Raw genomic sequence first — 18562 nt, forward strand, 5'->3', positions numbered from 1 at the left:
TAAATTGGCAAAGTTTTATTATGGTACTGTCCCAGCAGCGGCAAATATACTCACAATGTACGTTGTGAAGCCTCATGTAATATATTAAGCTTTTTCTCCAGGTTTCCCAATAAATTTCGTCCTTCTTCTTCTGTAATCAATTCCAGACGAACTGCAAAATCAATTTCTCTAGATAAGCCAAACATCTGCGTATCCAGTACATCTTCATATACAGGACATTGTGGCATCGTCAAATTTTCTATCTGAACCTCGATTAAACGAAGTATCTTATCAGCATCAGCTTTCAAAAGAGCGTGGGCTTTTTCACGGTGATTAATCGTTACATCAGGCATCAATATAATCCCCTCCGCATTTTAACATTCTTTATATAATATTATCGCTACAAGCACAAAAATGCAAACATAACTTAAGTATAATGTTAAAAATACGCTTTTTATTCCTTTTTTTGTTAAAATCAAGGGCAGGCAGATGTTGCAGCTTTCTGAATTAAAATAGATGAAAGTACTCCTAATCTTTGCTATTCTAATAGTTGGAAGTACGTGCAAACTGCATTTGTGAAGCAAACGCTTCCCTATCTTGATTTGCACTGCATGCATGTATGTATATACGTAGGGGGATAAAATAATATGATCGTAATGATTAAAGGAAATGTCGGCTATCCTATCACACTTGATCCAACTGTATGGATTTTTGATGATAGAAAAGTGGAATTAGAAAAAGCTTTTACGGAACCAGAAGAACAAGAAACATTTACTTCAAACTTTCAAAAACCGCCTGTAAACCGGAGTATCTCGAAGATGGAAGGGGAAGCATATTTAAAAAACAGCTATGTTATCCCATTGCATGATTTTCTGAATAATGCAGAACCAAAAGCAGACGCTGCGGAAGTTGAATTTATTAAAAGCAATGGAGAAAACGAAAAAATAGCTTTAGAAGACGCCAAGAATGGTTATTTGCTTTTTTCCTTAGAAGGAAAGCCGCTTCGTGAAGACGGCCCCGTTCACTTTTATTATAAAGATGGCTCTAATCAGGATAATCCAATTAAGTATATTAAAGAAATTCATATTCATTAATCATTAACAAAGTCCGCCCGCTGTCTATAAAATAAACAGCGGGCGGACTTTCTATTATCTTTTTTCATTTTCTTCTTTTGACAGCTGATTCATTTCAGCCTTTTTTTCATTATAGTACTGTACTCCAAATTGCGACCCCTCGGAAACCATTTTAGCATTTTCCAATTGATCCAATTCTTCTTCCGTAAATTCATCAGGTTTTCCGGCGTTTTCAAATACCCTTAAAGTTCCCAGCGATGATTTTATTTTTTTTCGTTTCTTTCTATCTGTCAATAATACACCGGCAACTCCCGCTCCGACTGCTCCTAATGCTGATACCACATATCTTTTTTTCATGTTATCATCCTTTCCATAAATTGAAACTTCATTTTACTTAAGGAATCCCTTTCCCCTGCTTCCTCAGGCAAAATAGGATTGCTGAAAATCAGGCACTTCTTTATTGTTATCATTCCCACTTCTCACCTTTTCAAACTTTGATTATTTAATTAGCTCTATAAAATATGCTATACTTATAGTGTGTTATATAAGAGAATGCTCAAAAAGCCCAATAAAAATGACACGGCGATGCGCAGCGGTAGTCTTCGGAGATGCTAGTGCCGGAATTGCGCCAGAACGCTTCGACGAAGTACGTAATCCCAAACCTGGAACATCGCATTCATAGCTGGCCGGTCTTTTTCATCATACTTTTTGAACAGGCACTTTCTAAAGAAATTGTTTTACTCTTATTACCGAATTGAGGTGGAAACATGCAGGTTAAATGCACCATATGCGATAAAGTGGAAGAAATAGAAAATAATTCACCACATGCGAAAAGATTGCGCAATCGCAGAAAAAATATTCATTTATGTACTACTTGCTATGACCGCATTGAAGAAAATACAAAAAAAAGACTGGCAACAGGAAAATTTCGCTTTTATCAAGAAGAAAAGAAAGTAGATGATTTCCTATAACCTGTATTTTTTTATTCCATTAAAAAGCAGAGAAGCCGATTATCGACTCTCTGCTTTTTTAAGTGATATCCACTTTTTCCTAATAACTTTCTCCGATTTAAAAACGGACGGCTTCTCATACTTTTTTTGCTTATGCATTATCCTCTTGTACATCGCTGCGATTTTTTCTCTCTCGATGCAGACGAAAACGGTATATCCCCAACACTAATATGATAATAATCAAGCATTCTATTGTAGGCATTCTCATTACCGTGGAGAAGATAGTTATAACAAATGTTCCAACCATTAATAGTATGTATACAATGATATTTTTTGCAATCGGGAGCTTTTTTGCAAAGCCCAGCTGATAAGCTATTGCTGAAAGAATTAGATTCATTACATAAAAAATCCAGAAAATATTGTCGGTTCCATTCAATTCAAAGACATAATCAAATACCATAACTTACATGCCACCTTATCTAATAGAAGATACACATTTACACGCTTCCTTAATCATACTAAAAGTGCTTTCATATGACTAGAGAAAAATGAAAAATTATATGTCTGTTTTTTGAAGTTCTCGTTATTATCCTTTATACTGGTTTGTGGACAAATAGTAAAGGCGGTTGAAAATGAAGAAAATTGATATTTCCATGCTATTATTAGCATTTCTAGTTGTTCTGTTATTTATTTTAGTGGGATTGGCTATTGCTTTTCGAAATGTATGGGCCATCATTTTATGTATTATCCTAGCATTTTCTGTATTCGGATTTGCAATGTCCAGAAAGAAAAAAAGGAAGGGATGATTATTTCCTTCCTTCCTTTAAAAATCCTATAATGGAATCATGGATTGCGGGATTAGCCACGACAGCCGGTGCTCTTTCCAGCGGGTTCCAAGGGTTTCCGTCTACATCTCCGGCAACACCGCCAACTTCCTGATTCAATATAATTCCGCCGGCAACGTCCCATGGTGCCAGACTTAAAGCAAGATAAGCATCTTGAACCCCTTCAGCTACACTCGCTAATTCTAATGCTGCCGATCCAATTGTCCGTGTACCTCTTACCGTACGCACAAATTTTTGCATAACTGAATAACTTACCACACGATTCTCACATAACCAAAAATGGTTCATGCCGATAATGGATTCTTCCAATTTTTTCTTTTTATCTAATGGTTCTAATCGGGTTTCATTTTTAAAGGCACCTTCACCGCGCTTAGCATGGTAAAGCTGATCACCCATCACATCATAAACAAAACCAATCTCACCTATGCCATTATGTAGAATACCAATAGATATTGCAAATGAGCGTTTTTGGTGGACAAAGTTCATTGTTCCGTCAATCGGATCAATAATCCATATAGTTCCGTCGACACTAGACAATGTGTCCCCGAAGCCTTCCTCGCCAATAATGTGATGCTCTGGATAAGCTTGATGAATCCGGTCTACAAAGAATTTTTCCGTTTGTTTATCCAGAGCCGTTACTAAATCATTCGGATTAGATTTTGTTTCAATATCCAGCGGATCATTCATATGCTCTCGAATTTCGGTCCCTGCCTCATATATCCAACGTTTTGCTGTTTCATAAATTTTCTGTCTTTGTTGCTGATTCATTTATATATCGCCTCCAAAAACTACATGTAAGCTTATTTTATCAGACTCCTCTTTATTAAACCAATCCTAAACTTACTATAAAGGAATAATTGAGGATGGAAATATTCAATAAACAACCCTAATATGCTCTTTCTTTTGAACTACCCCCACTTATCAACCTTCAAGGTGCTTGAAGTAGGAGATTCCTAAGAACACCAACCTACCGGTCAGTTATGGATTAGGCTATCCCCGCAGTTCCTGCGGTTAATCGCAATGCTTCTTTACGAAGATTCCTGCTTGTGTTTCTCTCTCTTTGGTGATGGCATTGACAGATATCACACGTCCATGCACGCAAAGCGAGATTTTTAACGTCTTTGTTTTGGTGTCCACAATTGGAATACAGCTGACTGGATGGATAGTTTTTAGCGATCGTAACGACCTGTTTTCCATACCAGGCCGCTTTATATTCCAGCATCGTCTGGAACGCAGACCAGGATACATCGCTAATCGCTTTCGCAAGATTACGATTTTTTAACATGTTTTTCACAAACAAATCTTCTATTCCGATGATATCGTGGTTTAGGCCAACAGGATGTTGGTCATGCAAGCGTTGCCGCAGGACGCGGCAATTTTAGCTTGTCTCCTTATCGGTGGAGATTTTATCTAACATGTCTTTTCTTTTATTGGCAATTTTTTCATGAAGCCGGGCTACTTTTCGCTTTTGTTTCTGCCAATTCGCTGAGCCCACCTGTCGCCTTGAAAGAATCACCTGCGCTTTTGCCAGCTTCTTTTCTAATGTCTGGAAAAACCTTGGATTTTCATACACCGTCCCATCGGAAAGGGTTGCAAAATCGGTTAATCCGACATCGATGCCTACAGAGGAACCTGTTTTTTCATCGTGTCCAATTTCTGTTTCAACTACAATCGAAACAAAGTACTTGCCTGAAGGATTGCGCCCGATTGTTGCATTGACAATACGCCCTTCCAGTTCCCGACTTTTGGCAAAACGAACCAATCCGAGCTTAGGCAGTTTGATATGTTTATCCAATACAGCAATGTTTCCATTGACATATTTGGTTGTATACGATTAAACAGGATTCTTTTTTGATTTAAAACGAGGTGCCTTGTTCTGTTTCTTGTAATAACGTGTATAGGAATCGTTCACGTTTTCAACGGCTTTTTGAAGGGCAATGCTATCAACTTCTTTGAGGAAAGGATAAGTTTTCTTCAATTCTGGAACCGCTTTGATTGCCTTATTTTTATTGAAAAATTCGCCCTTCCAATTATTTTGAAGAAGCTGTCCGTTTTGTACCATTTCATTCACCGTATGCTAATAGTGGCCTTTTTCTTTTTGTTTTCCTGTAAAATAGTTGTAGACAAAGCGGGAACAGCCGATTGTCTTATGGATGAAGGTGATTTGTTTTTGTTCGGATAGATACGAAAACGAAATGCTTTTGTTATTTTCATAGCTTCTAACCTCCTCCTGTCTATTATATCAGAAGAAGGACGATTACGGAACATTTGTTCGATTCAGCATTGGACAGTCGAGACACCAAAAAGCAATCTTTTGTGCATAGGAGATTCACCTCCCCCTTACCTCTACGCGATTGAAGAGGGCGTTTTCTCTCCTTTTTTTTGATAAAGAAAGCGGCTATATATTAGGGTATTCTGATATTATTTAATCGATAAGGCTTATCCACTGCTCACTGAGCTGCTTCAGCCTCTCTTTAGATTTGATAATTTGTACAGTATCTTCCTCCTGCATCGCATCAAATAACGTTGCCAATTCATAATCAATCTCTAATTTGATGACAGGGAGACGTTCTTCTGCTTCTTTTCGACGGAGAGCTTCCATAACATATTTCATCCTATCACTCCTTTATAAGGAAATTCACATTTCACCTAAGAGCCTATCATTTCTTTTCGTTTCATGTATGTGCTATATATTATGATTCACGAGATAAATTGTTCACTAAAAACTAAAAAATCAATCTTATTCTTACCTCACTATACCCTCTTTTTGAAGTATTAAACATTTCTCCCGGGCAAAAACAATTGCTTTTTAATCGTCCTCTTTTAACGTCTTCTGCTCTCGCTTGACTTCTTATTACAGATAAAGAATAATAATTTATATTAAAAAGGTATATACACCAAAGGAAAGGATGGTATTTGTGGAATTACGTCATTTTACAAAAGAAGATTTTCAAACATTTACAATTGATGGATTAGATGAGCGTATGGAAGCTATCCAGAATAGAATACAGCCAAAATTTCAAGCTATCGGAGAAGAACTTGTTTCCTATTTGTCTGAGAAAATAGACCAGGAGCTTTATTTACATATTGCCCGACACGCTCGCAGAAGTGTAAATCCGCCGAATGATACATGGCTGGCAATTGCAGATAACAAAAGGGGCTATAAAAAGCACCCTCACTTTCAAGTCGGATTATTTGATGATCATTTATTCATTTGGCTGGCACTTATTTATGAATTACCAAACAAATCAAAAATTGCAGCGAGCTATTTAGATCATTTTGAAGAAATAAAAACTCTTCCTGCGTCATTTGTTGTTTCATTAGATCACACTAAAAAGGATGCCATTTCCTTAGAAGCGCTAACGGAAAAAGAGATAGAACGTTTCCGCGATGTAAAAAAAGCCGAGTTCTTGATCGGCAGACATCTATCCTATGATGATCCGATTTTACAAAATGATAAAGAACTATTTACAACGATAACAGAAACCTATGAACAGCTGCTCCCGCTTTACAAATTGGCAATCGACAGCCGTGATGCATAAAAGAAATCCCCTAAACGACATAAAGTTTAGGGGATTTCTTTCATTTTATCGAAATAAAAGCTTCTTCCGACTCTCTTGCTTTTTTCACGACATGGTAGCTGGAGTATCCAGAAGAACGCTTAAATTCTTCAAATAATTGCTTTTCTTCACTTTTTGACGGAACAATCTCTTTAAAGCGCCGATATAAAGAAAGAAGATCAGACCGTCTGACTTTTTTCTCGTATGCCTGCTCAATTAATGAGAAAAAATTGACTACATCAATAATTTCATTTGTCGACCACGTTTCGTCCATGGGGTACGTATAATTCATTTTTACACCTCTTTACTCCATTTTTCTTTAATCTCGTCTGCTTCCCTTATAATGGAGTCCATGACATCTTCTACACTTAAAATCTGCCGGATACGGCTCACGCCTTGGCCCGCCCATCCAAATCCATCTGACGCCTTGCCAGAATGGATATACTTTTGATTTACCTCTCCACTAATATAATCCTTTAACTGCTCATAATTATTCCCGTACTTTTCTTCCAGCGAGCGAATATTTTCTGTAAAAGGCGTACGTAATGCTCTTGCCGGCGTGCCTAATGAACGTTTAATAACTACTGTATCTCCTTCACCGGCAGATACAATTGCTTTTTTATAATTTATATGCGCCTGAACTTCCTTTGTTGCAATAAATCTTGTCCCCATTTCAATGCCTTCTGCTCCAAGAGCTAGTGCTGCCATCAAGCCTCTTCCGTCGACAATACCGCCTGATGCAATGACGGGAATTTTAAGTTCATCCGCAACCTGCGGCGTAAGAACAATGGTACCCGTATCACTTCTGCCCAAGTGACCTCCGCCTTCTTGCCCTACAACCATTACGGCATCCGCTCCTAATTCCTGCGCTTTGACAGCCTGTCTTACAGATGCAACCAAGACTAATTTTTTGATAGGGTGACCTTTTAACAGGTCAAAGACACCGGCAGGATTTCCTCCAGTTACTGAAACTACTGGCACCTGCTCCTCTACAGCCGCCTTTACCATGTGATCAAATTTTCTGCCGTGCTGCCCAATAGCAAAGTTAACCCCAAAAGGCCGGTCTGTTAACTGTTTTACTTTTTGAATTTCTTCCCGCAATTTTTCTGGAGAGGACAAGCTCATTGCAGTAACCTGTCCCAGCCCGCCAGCATTACTTACTGCTGCAGCAAGATCAGCATAAGCCAAGTATGCCAATCCCCCTTGAATAATCGGATATTTAATATTTAACAGCTTCGTAACCCTTGTTTGATACACGGTTTCCCCTCCACATTATCTTATTCTAATGTTTCAATTAAATTTGGATCAGCTATCTCATAACCCTGATCCCGCAGACCGTCAATAACATCTCCTAATGCTTCATTTGTCCATTCACGATCATGCATCAGCAAGTTCGCGCCCGGTTGGAGCAAGGAATAATTAATATCTATTTCAGGCGCTTCGCCAGAAATAAGAGCTTCTTTTAATTTATCTGCATCCTGATATTCCTCAAAATAGTCAAAACCGTACGTCCAATTCATTAAAACCATTCCTTCTTCCTTTACAACTTCGCGTGAATGATCTGAATTCGCGCCATGCGGTGCCCGAAAGAATTGCGGACGTTCACCAATAATTTCTTCAATTTTATCGTTTAGACTGACGATCTCCTCTGTCTGCTCATCCTCAGGAATTTCCGGGATCACCGGATGAGAATACGTATGGTTACCGATTGGGAATCCCATTTCATGGATGGTTTTCAACGCCTCTTGTCCTTCTTCATCTTCAATAAAGTGTCCATTCACAAAAAATATCGCTTTCGCATCCTTTTCCTGCAATGTTTCAGCCATTTCCAGAGCATACTCATCAGGTGCATCATCAATGGTTAGAAGGACTACGTTCTCGTCTGCATCATCAATAGGGTGAATTGCTGCTGTTTCTTCGTCTATGTAGTAAGCCGGCTCCTGGTCCTCTGTGTTTTCCTCCTCATTGCCTTCTTCTTCCGTTTCTTGTTCATTTGTTTCATTTTCAACCGAATCCTTATTCTCTTGGTTCTCGGTATTTTCTTCTGGCGCTTCTGTCTCCTCCTCAGATTGTTCTGCACTGCTCTCCTCATTATCATTCGAACTGCAGGCCGCCATCGCACCGACTAACAGAATGAATACGACAATAAATCCGCTTTTTCGTAACATATTATCAAGAACCCCCATAATCCATTATAAAATTCTGATTTTATTATAAGTTAATTTTTTACAATGAGCAACCAAAGTATTTATTAAGAAAGGGAATGAAATATGTTTGATTTTTTTAATATTGGGTAGTTAAATAATAAGCTAAAATTACAAAATACATAAAGTGTCACTATCTACATTCTTTCGACATGAAACTGGAATAAATGATTTGAATTTCATACCAGCAAACAATGAATACAAACTTCCATTGGGAAAAGCCTTCTTGATTATCTGCTGACGAAATTAATTTAGATGATAAATAGCTTTGACAGGATACATACTTCTTCCGTTTGCTTGTACAGGTGTTAAATCAAAAGGTTGACAATAAGGTTAAAGGATTGTTAGTCTGTTATAGGTATTTAACAAAAGAAGAGGGAATAAATCGGTATAAAACCAGTCTAAAAACGGAAAAAAGCAGCAGTTTAGTTGTTCTGACGCTAACATAATCCATTTCACGCTAAATTACTAACTAACGTTACAAAAGTTAAAATTCATAATTACAGAAAAATTGATGTGATTTGGATTTGTACAACAATCTTTTGTATTGTTTTAATTTCATTATCAATGTCTGGATAATCTCTCTTTATAAAGGAAATATAATAAACGCCAATTAGTTGAACTTTTAAACATGACAGTAACCAGAATGAATGAACATTGAAATGTATAAGAAAATAGTGATGCTGCTTAGCTTACATTACTTAAATGTTATAATATAAGGAGGTCATACTTATTAAATCAAAAACAATTACACCTGTTTTTTGGGTATCCATATCGTTGATACTTGTATTTCTTATTTGGGGAACCTTTTTCCCTGCAAATGTAGAAAATGTTTTAGGCATCATTGACGGTTTTATTTCAGACACATTTGGCTGGTTTTATATGCTCGTTACTACTGGTTTTATACTAGTTGCCCTATTTCTCATTTTTGGACCTTATGGAAGAATAAAATTAGGAAAACCTGATGAAAAACCAGAATATAGTTATTTCACCTGGTTTGCATTTTTATTTACTGCCGGTATGGGGGTAGGCCTCGTATTCTACGGTGTGACAGAGCCCGTAACACATTATTATTCACCTCCTTCAGCTGAACCAGAAACATTGGCTGCAGCAGAACAATCGATGCAGTACACTTTATTCCATTGGGGTTTCCACCCATGGTCTGTATACGCAGTACTTGCATTGGCACTGGCTTATTTTAAATTCCGACATCGTTCTCCTGCTTTAATCAGTTCTGTTTTTGCACCATTGATTGGTGATCGCACAAAAGGTATTTTAGGGATTTCCATCGATACACTTGCTGTTTTCGCAACTGTATTTGGTATTGCAACATCACTAGGTCTAGGTGCAACACAGATTACAGCCGGGTTAAATTTTACATTTGAAGGAATTCCAAATAACTTTACAACAAATTTAATCGTTATAATCATTATCACAGCACTATTTATGTTATCTGCTACAACAGGCATTAACAAGGGTATTCGATACTTGAGCTGGACCAATGTTGTACTTGCAATTGGATTAATGGTCTTTGTGTTCATCCTTGGTTCTTCTACCCAGATGATTGAATCCTTTACAACTACATTAGGAAATTATATACAAAATCTCCCCAGTATGACATTAAGCACAAATGCATATATTGGAGAAAGAGAATTCTTAAATTCCTGGACACTATTTTATTGGGCTTGGTGGATTGGCTGGTCACCATTTGTTGGAACCTTTATCGCCCGTGTTTCTAGAGGAAGAACAATTCGTGAATTCGTTATTGGTGTAACTGCTGTGCCTGTCATATTTAGCGCCATCTGGTTCTCTGTTTTTGGTGTCGCAGGTTTAGAAATGGATGCATCCCAAGGTGGCATGATTCATCAATTAATGAATGAACTAGGGAATGAAGTAGCTTTATTTGCTTTCCTTGAGTCCATGCCAATGGCTTCAGTTGTCATCGGTATTGCTGTTCTCTTGATTTCATGTTTCTTTATTACGTCAGCCGATTCTGGTACTTTTGTGCTTAGTATGCTTACAACCGGCGGAAAGTTAAACCCTAACATAGGTATAAAAGTAATTTGGGGACTGATTTTAGCTGCTATCGCCTCCGTTCTGTTATGGTCTGGCGGATTAAGCGCACTTGAAATGGCTATGTTAATCGCAGCATTTCCATTCGCTATTTTAATGATTTTTATGTGCTACTCTCTCTTGAAAGCATTGAAAAGTGAACATAAAATTTTAACATTGGAAGCCAGACAGCGCAGATATGATCCGGAGTTCCGGGAAAAACAGAAAAAAGAAATAAAAGAAATGAAAGAAGGATTCAAAAAAACTCTTCCCGAGATTGATCAGGAAGAAAATAGACCTGAATCTTAACTAATAAAAACTGTGCTGAAGAATGAAATAATGTTAAAGAAAAGCTCTCCTTAAAATTAAGGAGAGCTTTTTTATACCCAGTTTTCGACACCAAAACACGTTTATCATTACTTTTCTTTTAAAGTATTACACATTGCTACAAAAGAATGTTACTCTAATATCATTTTCGTTACTATTTTATAACATCTCTTAAATAGTGGATTTTATTTGTTAAACTATTTATATCCAGCGAAAACAAAAGTGACAGTGATTGCTTTTATTTTCGGGAAGAGGTGACATAGAATGAAGAAATTTGGTATCATTCTACTATTATTTACTATGATTCCCATATTAAATAGCTGTCAACATGAAGAGAACATGCAAGTTATTGAATTTGAATTTACAGACTATCATGTTATATATGTTCCTCCAGCTGAAGATAATGATAGTTATATGAATACATTTGTTGATTTGAAGGCAAAATATCCAGATGAAATTTCCAGTCCGGAAAAACGCACCATGGATAATCAAGAGCTGCCGTCAGATTATACTTTAAATAATAATAGTGTTTACTTACTTAAAGATGAAGATGTTATCTACTCGATTGAAAATCATATGTCACGCGGAGATCTTATGGAGACATTAGAATCCATTGTCAGCGCAAATGATCAAATTATTTACTAGCTTCTGCATGAAGGAGTAAAACCCTTCAGAATAGATTTATTGCATGATAAAAGGGAGTCAGGCACCTTGGATTATTAAAGCAGGTGCCTGACTCCCTTTTTATATTTAAGAAAAGCAAGGACACCGCCTGATCTTCAAAAACCAGTGTTCTTGCCCAGGAGATGTACGCTTCGGCGTTTTTTGATGAGGCGGGTAATCGCAAACTCTTTTCGATGGGGCGAGTAATCGCAATCCCAGTCTCAGGAAGTCGCTTTCCGCAGGGAGTGTATTTATTGCTTTCTTATTCCTTAAAAAAGGCATGCCCGGATATATACCCGGAGCATGCCTTTTTTTTCAACAAATATTACATTGTGTGGATTGGTGTACCCAAGCCTACTTCTGCAGCTTCCATCGTAATCTCACCTAGTGTTGGATGAGCATGGATAGTTAATGCAATATCTTCTGCTGTCATTCCAGCTTCAATAGCCAGTCCGATTTCAGAAATCATGTCACTCGCATTTGGACCAGCGATTTGACCGCCGATGATAAGACCATCTTCTTTGCGGGTAACCAGCTTCACAAAGCCTTCTGAAGTGTTTAACGATAATGCACGTCCATTTGCTGCAAATGGGAATTTCGCAGCTTTTACGTCATAGCCTGCATCTTTCGCAGCTTGTTCAGACAGACCTACTGTTGCTAATTCAGGCTCCGTAAATGCTACTGCCGGAATAGCGTTGTAGTCAATAGCTGCTTTTTCACCGCTAATTGCTTCTGCGGCAATTTTAGCTTCATAAGATGCTTTATGAGCAAGAGCCGGACCAGGAACGATATCGCCGATTGCAAAGATGTTGCTTACAGAAGTTCTTCCTTGATTATCCACTTTAATCAAGCCTCTGTCATCTTTTTCAACACCAATTTGTTCTAAGCCAAGTTCTTCTGTGTTTGGACGGCGTCCTACTGTAACAAGTACGTAATCAGCTTCAATGACTTCTTCTTTGCCGTTTGCTTCATAAGTCACTTTTACACCATCTTTTGTTTCTTCTGCGCCTTTAGCCATTGCTTCTGTAACAATTTTAGCACCTTTTTTATCCAGCGTTTTTTTAACAACTTGTGTCATTTGTTTTTCAAAGCCGCCAAGAATATCTTTAGCACCTTCTAAGAACGTTACTTCTGTGCCGAAGTTTGCATAAGCTGTACCAAGCTCAGTTCCAACATAACCAGAACCGATAACAACTAATTTTTCAGGAACTTCAGTTAGAGCCAATGCTCCTGTAGAATCCAATACTCTTTCAGAGAATTTGAAAGAAGGGATTTCAATTGGTGAAGAACCAGTACCAAGAATACAGTTGTTAAATTTGTAAGTTTGAGAGTCTTTTTCGCCGGCAACTTTTACCGTATGCTCATCTACGAAGTAAGCTTCCCCTTTTACAATATCCACTTTATTTCCTTTTAACAGTCCTTGAACACCAGAAGTAAGTTTGTTTACAACAGATGCTTTCCAATCTTGTACTTTAGAGAAGTCAAGACTTACGTTTTCTGTTGTAATACCTAAATCATCAGAGCCTTTTGCATTCTGATATTTGTGTCCTGCTTCAATAAGTGCTTTAGAAGGAATACATCCAACGTTTAAACAAACGCCGCCTAATTCACCTTTGTCAACAATTGTAACCTTTTGTCCCAGCTGTGCTGCACGAATTGCTGCAACATAGCCTCCTGGACCAGCACCAACGACAAGTGTGTCTACTTCTACCGGGAAATCTCCTACTACCATGACTTACGCCTCCATCATAATTAATTGTGGGTCATTCAATAAACGTTTGATTTGGTTCAATGCATTTTGAGCAGTTGCACCATCAACGATACGATGATCAAAGCTTAGGGATACAGCAAGAACTGGAGCCACTACGATTTCACCATCACGAACGACAGGTTTTTCAGCAATACGACCAATTCCGAGAATAGCTGCCTCTGGATAGTTTAATACTGGAGTGAACCACTGACCGCCAGCTGAACCAATATTGGAAATCGTATTGGAAGCACCTTTCATTTCGTCTGGTTTCAGTTTACCATCTCTCGCTTTAACTGCCAATTCATTGATTTCATCAGAAATCTGGAAGATAGATTTTTTATCTGCATCTTTCACAACCGGCACTAAAAGTCCGCGATCTGTGTCTGCAGCAATTCCGACATTGTAGTAATGTTTTTCTACAATTTCATCCGTTGCATCATCAATGTAAGAGTTAAGGATTGGGAATTTCTTAGACGCAGATACCAATGCTTTAACGACATATGGCATGTACGTTAACTTGATTTCCTGTTCTGCTGCAACTGCTTTGAATTTCTTACGGTGAGCTACTAATTCTGTAACATCCACTTCGTCCATTAACGTAACGTGTGGAGCTTTTGATTTAGAGTTAACCATTGATTTAGCAATTGCTTTACGCATTGCTGTCATTTTCTCGCGTGTTTCCGGATACTGTCCTTGTGGAGCAGCAGCTGCTTGTGTATCTTCAGAAGTTGCCGGTTCTGCAGATTCAGAAGAAGCCTCAGGCTGATCTCCGCTTAAGAAGCTTTCTACGTCTTCTTTTGTAATACGTCCGTTTTTGCCGGATCCTTGTACATCTTTAATATTCACATCATTTTCACGTGCGAATTTACGAACAGATGGCATTGCGATAACACGCTTGTCATCTGATTCAGATGCATTGTCGTCAGACGCTTGATCCGCATTTTCTTCCGCTTTTTCTTCTTTTGATTCCGAAGAAGCATCGTCTGATTTAGTATCTTCCTCTTCTTCATCATCGTATCCTTCTGCATCAAATGAAATTAACGTATCACCTACAACTGCAACTTCACCTTCTGCCACATGGATTTTTGTAACTGTTCCGTCTACCTGAGATGGAATCTCAACGACAGATTTATCATTTTGAATTTCACAGAGCACATCGTCTTCTTTTACTTCGTCGCCTTCTTTAACGAACCATTTAACGAGCTCTCCTTCGTGAATTCCTTCACCGATATCTGGTAATTTAAAATTAAATGCCATGGATTTGACCTCCTAAATAATTTAGAAATTGATTACTTCGTTTACTCTTTCAACAATGTCTTTATGGTCTGGCAGCCATACTTCCTCTGCATCAGAGAATGCATAAACTGTGTCCGGTGCAGTAACACGAAGAATAGGAGCTTCTAAATGTAAAATTGCTCTCTCTTGCACTTCAGAAATAACTTGTCCAGCGATACCAGCTTGACGCTGTGCTTCTTGGACAAATACGACACGATTTGTTTTCTTAACAGACTCTAAAATGGTGTCATAATCTACTGGAGAAACCGTACGCAAGTCGATTACTTCTGCTGAAATACCATCTTTCTCTAATTCTTCAGCTGCTTTTAATGAAGAATGCACCATTGCGCCATAAGCAAGTAACGTAACGTCAGTACCTTCGCGTTTTACGTCAGCTTTTCCAAGCTCTACGGTATAATCTTCTTCCGGAACTTCCCCGCGGAAAGAACGGTATAACTTCATATGCTCTAAAAATACAACCGGATCATTATCGCGAATTGCAGAAATAAGCAGTCCTTTTGCTTCATATGGTGTAGAAGGAATAACTACTTTCATACCCGGCTGTTGTGCAATAAGACCTTCTAAAGAGTCCGCATGCAGTTCAGGCGTGTGAACCCCGCCGCCAAATGGTGCACGAACAGTAATTGGCGCATTGTAATGGCCGCCGGAGCGATAACGCAAACGAGCCATTTGGCCGTTAATCGAATCCATTACTTCATAAACGAAGCCGAAAAACTGGATTTCTGGAACCGGACGGAACCCTTCCATTGCTAAACCAATGGCTAAGCCGCCAATTCCTGATTCAGCAAGCGGCGTATCAAATACACGGTCTTCGCCGAATTCATCTTGAAGACCTTCCGTAGCACGGAAAACTCCGCCATTTTGTCCAACATCTTCACCAAATACAAGCACGTTTTCGTCATTTTTCAGCTCAACGCGCATTGCATCAGTGATTGCTTGAATCATTGTCATTTGTGCCATGATTTATTTCGACTCCTTTGCTTGATAGATTTCTTTTTGCTCCTGTAAATGAGTTGGAAGCTCTTCATACATATTATCAATTAAATCAGTAACTTTTTGTTTAGGCTGTTGTTCAGCTTGTTTAATTGCTTTTTTAATATCTTCTTTCGCTTCGTCAATTACTTTGTTCTCATCTTCTTCTGTCCAAAGCTTTTTACCTTCGAGGTATTTACGGAAACGAACAAGCGGATCTTTTTGCTCCCACTCTTTGTCCATATCTTCTGTACGGTAGCGAGTTGGATCATCACCAGACATGGTATGCGGTCCAAAACGGTAAGTTAATGTTTCGATTAAGGTAGGACCTTCACCTGCTACTGCACGGTCACGAGCCATTTTAGTTGCTGCATAAACTGCTAAAACGTCCATGCCGTCTACTTGAATTCCTTCAATTCCGGCAGCAACAGCTTTTTGAGCTAATGTTTTTGCATTGGTTTGTTTTTCTACAGGAACAGAAATAGCAAAACGGTTATTTTGCACAACAAAAATAGCAGGAGCTTTAAATGCGCCAGCATTGTTTATTCCTTCGTAGAAATCACCTTGAGAAGTACCGCCGTCACCTGTATAAGTGATTGCTACATTCTTCTTGCCTCGTTTTTTCAAACCAAGTGCTACGCCAGCTGTTTGAACATACTGTGCACCGATTATGATTTGCGGGCTTAGCGCTCTTACTTCATCTGGATATTGGTTTCCATGAAAATGTCCTTTAGAGAATAAGAAAGCTTGGTATAATGGAAGTCCCTGCCAAATCAACTGTGGAACATCACGATATCCCGGTAAAATAAAATCATCTTGCTCTAATGCAAATTGACTTCCTAACTGAGAAGCCTCCTGACCGGCAGTCGGCGCATAGAAACCTAAGCGTCCTTGGCGGTTAAGTGCAATGGAACGCTGATCAAGTATACGTGTATATACCATGCGTCTCATTAACTCCTTCAATTCATCATCTGATAAATCAGGGAGATCATCTTTGTTTACAACTTTTCCATTTTCATCTAGAACTTGGAACATTTCGAATTGGTTTTCAATATTTTCAAGTACCTGTTTCAAAATGATTCACCTCTTCCTTTCTTATATCAAAATTAAGTATCCTTTTACTATTCTACCCTTAAACAATAAAAATTACATACTAATACCTTTACCCTAATGCAGAAATTTTTAATCTGTATTATTTTATCACTACTGTTCTAAAAGGACGAGCAATAGAAAGTAATACAATTTTTATCTCCTATTATCTTAGCTCATTTTTTATGGATGGTCAATCAGTTTGTTTCTTGTACATTGATATATGATTCAAGGGTTTGCTGCTCCCTGTTCCATCAAGTAAAAACTGTATTACTATGTAAAAAAACTGTATCAATTTTGTATCATTCCCTGCATAAAACATTGTGCTGTAATTTTTTCTTTGCAGCATACATGCGCTCTATAAGAACATCCGATCCTACCCGCTAAGAAAAACCAAGAATACCGCTTTGTCTTTAAAATACTGGTATTCTTTCCGAGCAGATGTCCGCTGCGGGAAGTCGCTCCCATCTAAGAAGAATTATGTTTTATTTGCTTTTTCACAAGGAAATAACGCTAATTCTAGCGACGCTTTTTGATGGGACGAGTAATCGCAGTCCCAGTCCCAGAAGAAATACACAGAGACTCCTGTGGGAATGCGCAGTGGTTTTAGTAATCGAAGTCCCAACTTTAGCTCTGTCTACACCTATTGGCTGCCCATCAGCAAGTCTTCTTTAAAAGAGACTGAGCTCGGTGCTCACGGAAAGCGTAGTGTATTTCTGGGGCCTAAGATTACTCAGCCCATGAAACCTGTTGGAGCGGCTATATTCAGCATTTTTTTATATACTTTCCTATTCTTCAAAAAACCTCCTGCGCAGGTTTTTCCTGAGCAGGAGGTGCTTAACGGTAATTATTCTTCTGTATCGGCATCTGATTCGTCTTCATAACTTACATTTAAATCCGATACTTCATAAAATGTACGTTTTGCTTCATTATAGTCAGCTGTCAATTGATTAAATTCTTCATTCAATGCAATAATTCCTTCATAATTTTCATTTAAAGCTTCTAAATGACTGGTTACTTCATCCTGTTCAAGCTCTTCCTGCTGCAGCATTTCATATAACTCTTTTTCCTGGTCGACGGAGGTTTGGTACGTATCATTTAAATCATAGTATGTTGTATATCGCTCTATCATGATGTCATACATGCTTTCTGCTTCCTGCTGAACATTTTCATCCTCTAAATCAGAGATAAGGGACTCCACTTGTTCAAATTCTTCTTGAGAAGCTTCAATGCTTTCTCTTTCTTCACCAAGCTTTTCCTGCTTTTGTTCAACGATAGAAATGGCTTCCTGTGATAATTCTTGAATCTGATCAAATTGCTCCATATCCAGCTCCACAATCTGACTGAATATTTCCTGTTCCTGCTGCTCCAGTTCTTCAATTTCCTGCTGCTGTGTTTCATATCCTTCTTCTATTTGAATTGCTTCTTCAAGATGATCATGTATTTGTTCTTCAGCAGATTTACTGCTGCATGCAGCAATGAATAATAAAGAAGAAATAATAATTGCGTATAAATAACCTTTTTTTGACACAAAAAAACCTCCAATATGTACGTTTCTTTTTGTTTTTCCTATGTATCCGTTTTTTAAACTATATACGACTAAAATTGTAACATATGATGCGAAGTTCAGGAAAGACTAGAGCAAAACCTTTTACATCCTCCCCTCCTATTTTATAATATGAAATATCATCCATGTTTAAATTTATGTGTTATGATAAGCAACAGACTTGTCTCGCATTATTTTATAATTTAAGCTAACGTGTTCAAAAGGAACGAATGATTTTCAATGTAGCTAGTAATCG

At 38.1% G+C, this 18562-nt stretch carries 19 protein-coding genes and 1 pseudogene; 6 read left to right on the plus strand and 14 right to left on the minus strand.

Annotated elements, in window-relative coordinates:
* Positions 1–50 precede the first annotated feature (50 nt).
* Positions 51–332, minus strand: coding sequence for a YlaN family protein (locus MKY45_RS15790; RefSeq protein WP_042535242.1), 282 nt, complete (start codon positions 330–332; stop codon positions 51–53).
* A 294-nt stretch (positions 333–626) separates the two neighbouring features.
* Between MKY45_RS15790 and MKY45_RS15795 the strand changes: the two genes are divergently transcribed.
* Complete coding sequence (locus MKY45_RS15795) at positions 627–1073, plus strand: hypothetical protein (protein WP_042535244.1); 447 nt, start codon at positions 627–629, stop codon at positions 1071–1073.
* Between the two features lie 54 nt (positions 1074–1127).
* On the opposite strand, the gene MKY45_RS15800 is transcribed toward MKY45_RS15795, so the two are convergent.
* Positions 1128–1409 (minus strand): hypothetical protein, encoded by a 282-nt coding sequence (locus tag MKY45_RS15800; protein ID WP_042535245.1) that lies wholly within the window; start codon positions 1407–1409, stop codon positions 1128–1130.
* A 410-nt stretch (positions 1410–1819) separates the two neighbouring features.
* On the opposite strand from MKY45_RS15800, the gene MKY45_RS15805 reads away from it, so the two are divergent.
* On the plus strand, positions 1820–2023 hold the full coding sequence (locus MKY45_RS15805; protein WP_042535247.1) for a YlaI family protein: 204 nt from the start codon (positions 1820–1822) through the stop codon (positions 2021–2023).
* 130 nt (positions 2024–2153) lie between these two features.
* Here the strand turns inward: MKY45_RS15805 and MKY45_RS15810 are convergent, their stop codons facing one another.
* Positions 2154–2462 (minus strand): YlaH-like family protein, encoded by a 309-nt coding sequence (locus MKY45_RS15810; protein ID WP_042535249.1) that lies wholly within the window; start codon positions 2460–2462, stop codon positions 2154–2156.
* Between the two features lie 172 nt (positions 2463–2634).
* Here MKY45_RS15810 and MKY45_RS15815 point away from each other — a divergent pair, with 172 nt between their 5' ends.
* Positions 2635–2808 (plus strand): DUF5325 family protein, encoded by a 174-nt coding sequence (locus tag MKY45_RS15815; RefSeq protein ID WP_175297073.1) that lies wholly within the window; start codon positions 2635–2637, stop codon positions 2806–2808.
* Here MKY45_RS15815 and MKY45_RS15820 read toward each other — a convergent pair whose 3' ends face one another.
* The 3 genes and pseudogenes from MKY45_RS15820 to MKY45_RS15830 form a co-directional block, all read right to left on the minus strand.
* Entirely contained in the window at positions 2809–3615 is an 807-nt protein-coding gene (locus tag MKY45_RS15820; RefSeq protein ID WP_193063289.1) for an inositol monophosphatase family protein, read from the minus strand. It lies immediately after the preceding gene.
* 217 nt (positions 3616–3832) lie between these two features.
* Positions 3833–5061: pseudogene (gene tnpB, locus MKY45_RS15825) on the minus strand (IS200/IS605 family element RNA-guided endonuclease TnpB).
* Between the two features lie 211 nt (positions 5062–5272).
* Positions 5273–5461 carry a hypothetical protein gene (locus MKY45_RS15830; RefSeq protein ID WP_042535252.1) on the minus strand — a complete coding sequence of 63 codons (189 nt, stop codon included), beginning with the start codon at positions 5459–5461 and terminating at the stop codon, positions 5273–5275.
* A 295-nt stretch (positions 5462–5756) separates the two neighbouring features.
* Between MKY45_RS15830 and MKY45_RS15835 the strand changes: the two genes are divergently transcribed.
* The gene (locus tag MKY45_RS15835; protein ID WP_042535254.1) at positions 5757–6389 is read left to right on the plus strand and encodes a YktB family protein; all 633 of its coding nucleotides are present in this window, start codon (positions 5757–5759) and stop codon (positions 6387–6389) included.
* A 40-nt stretch (positions 6390–6429) separates the two neighbouring features.
* On the opposite strand, the gene MKY45_RS15840 is transcribed toward MKY45_RS15835, so the two are convergent.
* The 3 genes from MKY45_RS15840 to MKY45_RS15850 are packed head-to-tail and all read right to left on the minus strand — an operon-like array spanning position 6430 to position 8575.
* Positions 6430–6699, minus strand: a complete 270-nt coding sequence (locus MKY45_RS15840; RefSeq protein ID WP_042535256.1) for a UPF0223 family protein — start codon at positions 6697–6699, stop codon at positions 6430–6432.
* A 2-nt stretch (positions 6700–6701) separates the two neighbouring features.
* A complete protein-coding gene (locus MKY45_RS15845) occupies positions 6702–7664 on the minus strand; it encodes an NAD(P)H-dependent flavin oxidoreductase (protein ID WP_341173100.1) in 963 nt (320 codons plus the stop codon).
* Between the two features lie 20 nt (positions 7665–7684).
* Positions 7685–8575 (minus strand): polysaccharide deacetylase family protein, encoded by an 891-nt coding sequence (locus MKY45_RS15850; protein ID WP_042535260.1) that lies wholly within the window; start codon positions 8573–8575, stop codon positions 7685–7687.
* A 762-nt stretch (positions 8576–9337) separates the two neighbouring features.
* On the opposite strand from MKY45_RS15850, the gene MKY45_RS15855 reads away from it, so the two are divergent.
* A complete protein-coding gene (locus MKY45_RS15855; protein ID WP_445667641.1) occupies positions 9338–10972 on the plus strand; it encodes a BCCT family transporter in 1635 nt (544 codons plus the stop codon).
* Between the two features lie 282 nt (positions 10973–11254).
* The gene (locus MKY45_RS15860) at positions 11255–11635 is read left to right on the plus strand and encodes a hypothetical protein (protein WP_042535264.1); all 381 of its coding nucleotides are present in this window, start codon (positions 11255–11257) and stop codon (positions 11633–11635) included.
* Between the two features lie 343 nt (positions 11636–11978).
* On the opposite strand, the gene lpdA is transcribed toward MKY45_RS15860, so the two are convergent.
* The 5 genes from lpdA to MKY45_RS15885 all read right to left on the minus strand — a co-directional run bounded on the left by lpdA (position 11979) and on the right by MKY45_RS15885 (position 18291).
* Positions 11979–13385 (minus strand): dihydrolipoyl dehydrogenase, encoded by a 1407-nt coding sequence (lpdA, locus tag MKY45_RS15865; protein WP_042535266.1) that lies wholly within the window; start codon positions 13383–13385, stop codon positions 11979–11981.
* A gap of 3 nt (positions 13386–13388) precedes the next feature.
* Positions 13389–14660, minus strand: a complete 1272-nt coding sequence (locus tag MKY45_RS15870; protein ID WP_042535268.1) for a dihydrolipoamide acetyltransferase family protein — start codon at positions 14658–14660, stop codon at positions 13389–13391.
* Between the two features lie 21 nt (positions 14661–14681).
* Positions 14682–15659: an alpha-ketoacid dehydrogenase subunit beta gene (locus MKY45_RS15875; RefSeq protein ID WP_042535270.1), complete on the minus strand. Its 978-nt coding sequence runs from the start codon at positions 15657–15659 to the stop codon at positions 14682–14684.
* A 3-nt stretch (positions 15660–15662) separates the two neighbouring features.
* The gene (gene pdhA / locus MKY45_RS15880) at positions 15663–16745 is read right to left on the minus strand and encodes a pyruvate dehydrogenase (acetyl-transferring) E1 component subunit alpha (RefSeq protein WP_042535273.1); all 1083 of its coding nucleotides are present in this window, start codon (positions 16743–16745) and stop codon (positions 15663–15665) included.
* 862 nt (positions 16746–17607) lie between these two features.
* Positions 17608–18291, minus strand: coding sequence for a YkyA family protein (locus tag MKY45_RS15885; protein ID WP_042535274.1), 684 nt, complete (start codon positions 18289–18291; stop codon positions 17608–17610).
* Positions 18292–18562: the final 271 nt, after the last annotated feature.

Source organism: Oceanobacillus sp. FSL K6-0251 (genome assembly GCF_038004725.1).
GTDB lineage: Bacteria > Bacillota > Bacilli > Bacillales > Amphibacillaceae > Oceanobacillus > Oceanobacillus oncorhynchi.